This is a genomic window from Synechococcus lacustris str. Tous (assembly GCF_003011125.1).
Classification (GTDB): Bacteria; Cyanobacteriota; Cyanobacteriia; order PCC-6307; family Cyanobiaceae; genus Synechococcus_D; species Synechococcus_D lacustris.
This window is the reverse complement of sequence record NZ_PXVC01000175.1, coordinates 1-1,582: the sequence shown is the minus strand read 5'-3', so window position 1 is coordinate 1,582 and position 1,582 is coordinate 1. Positions and strand designations below refer to the sequence as shown.

Here is a 1,582-nt window from a genome sequence, read left to right as displayed (position 1 = left end):
CCAGATAATCCGCCATCGCTCTTTTAGTTTCCAGGAATTTTCTCAACGATACGCAAATATCAAAGAGCTGGGCACAATTCAAGTTCCTGAGCTTCGGCGCCAAGACACAAAAAACCGACAAAACTCCATCGCCGATCTAGACCCTGAGTTGGTAATTGCCTTTCAGGCACGTATTAGGATGCTATTTTCCGAAGCCCAAGAGCTCTACGATGACATGACTGAAGCCGGAGTTGCTAAAGAATGTGCCCGGAAAGTCCTACCAATGAACTCCCCGAGCAAAATTTATATGAACGGAACACTGAGATCGTGGATTCACTACATTGACTTAAGGGCCAGTGCAGGTACTCAGAAAGAGCATAGTGAAATTGCCAAAGCGGTCCAAGTAATCTTTAACGAGCAGTTTCCTGTAATTGCTGAAGCTCTACTTGATATAAGTAGCTTTCAGAGTGTTTAACAGATCGGGAGTATTGAGAGTTTTAGTATCTACAGCCTCACGAATCTTCTGTGCGATAGTATTTTCTTTTTCAGAAATTAGCCCATCAAGCACTTTTTGAGTAGCAATTTGGGGCAGCCAGAGTTTGGAGATGAGCTTAACGGCCTTGTTTACTTCATCGGCGCTAAGTTGGCCATCGTTTACAACTTCTACAGCAAGCGCAATGACTTTATTAACGTCATTCTCGCACCAGCCTTTAAGGCTTGCTTCTAGGATCGGATCAACAATATTATAAATGGTCTTAATAGAAGGACCAATTTTATTCAACATAATGCGAGCGGCAAGCTTATCCCAGCCTGCAACCACAACACCAAAGATAGCTCCGCTAGCCGCGGAGATTAGCCCAGGAAGCACCTGGGTAGAAAACCAAGTAGTAAACATAGTTACAATGAGCAGTGCTACATTCACGCTTTAAACCCTCAAACCTTGCACATAAATCCCCCACCCTCCAATGTGACATCTCTGGGCCACTACGTGCCACTGGGCCGGGCTAGAGGGCGGCGCCTGACAAAGCAAGCTCACCAAGCTCACCAAGCAGTGTTACTCAGGCTCGTTGTTYCCGCCCCACCAGAACCAGTCCCACACCCGATCTGGTCGTATCTCATCAAGTAGGGCACTCGCCCCTCCTCTCAGCACAGGATCCGGTCCACTCCACCCCTCAGGCACTCTTTGCAAATATCTCACCTGCGGCAAATAATTATAACTCGGCTCATACCCATCATCGTCATTCCACCTTCCCCCTAACCTCCCACCTTCCCATGCACCCCACGCCGTGATCGGTGGTGCCATTTCAGTAACCTGCCACACTCCCCCATCGGGGTACTTAAGCACTTGCCCAACAGCCGGAACAAACCCCGGCGGCGTGTCAATAGGATAGCGAATGCGCCCTTGGTACCGAGGAAGTAGCCCGGCTCCCCAGAACCTCCTGGGGGACGGATTAGCCAACCGAGGTTTGTATGTGGGAAAGAGAATAAGCCCGCCAATAGGCACTGTGGTAAGTGCCCTATTTAGCCCAGCAATGAAATTATTATTTGATGAGTAGGTGTGCATGACCGGGCCATCGAGCGGATCGGCCACCTTATGCAAGGA

Annotated in this window: 2 protein-coding genes; one reads left to right on the top strand and one right to left on the bottom strand. The window is 49.0% G+C overall.

The window, feature by feature from the left end:
* The coding region (gene thyX / locus C7K08_RS14010) for an FAD-dependent thymidylate synthase (RefSeq protein WP_106501128.1) at nt 1–454 on the top strand (454 nt) is incomplete at its 5' end.
* Here the strand turns inward: thyX and C7K08_RS14005 are convergent.
* Nucleotides 422–901, bottom strand: a complete 480-nt coding sequence (locus C7K08_RS14005) for a hypothetical protein (protein ID WP_106501127.1) — start codon at nt 899–901, stop codon at nt 422–424. The two genes, thyX and C7K08_RS14005, sit on opposite strands and share 33 nt — an antisense overlap.
* Between the last annotated feature and the right edge of the window lie 681 nt (nt 902–1,582).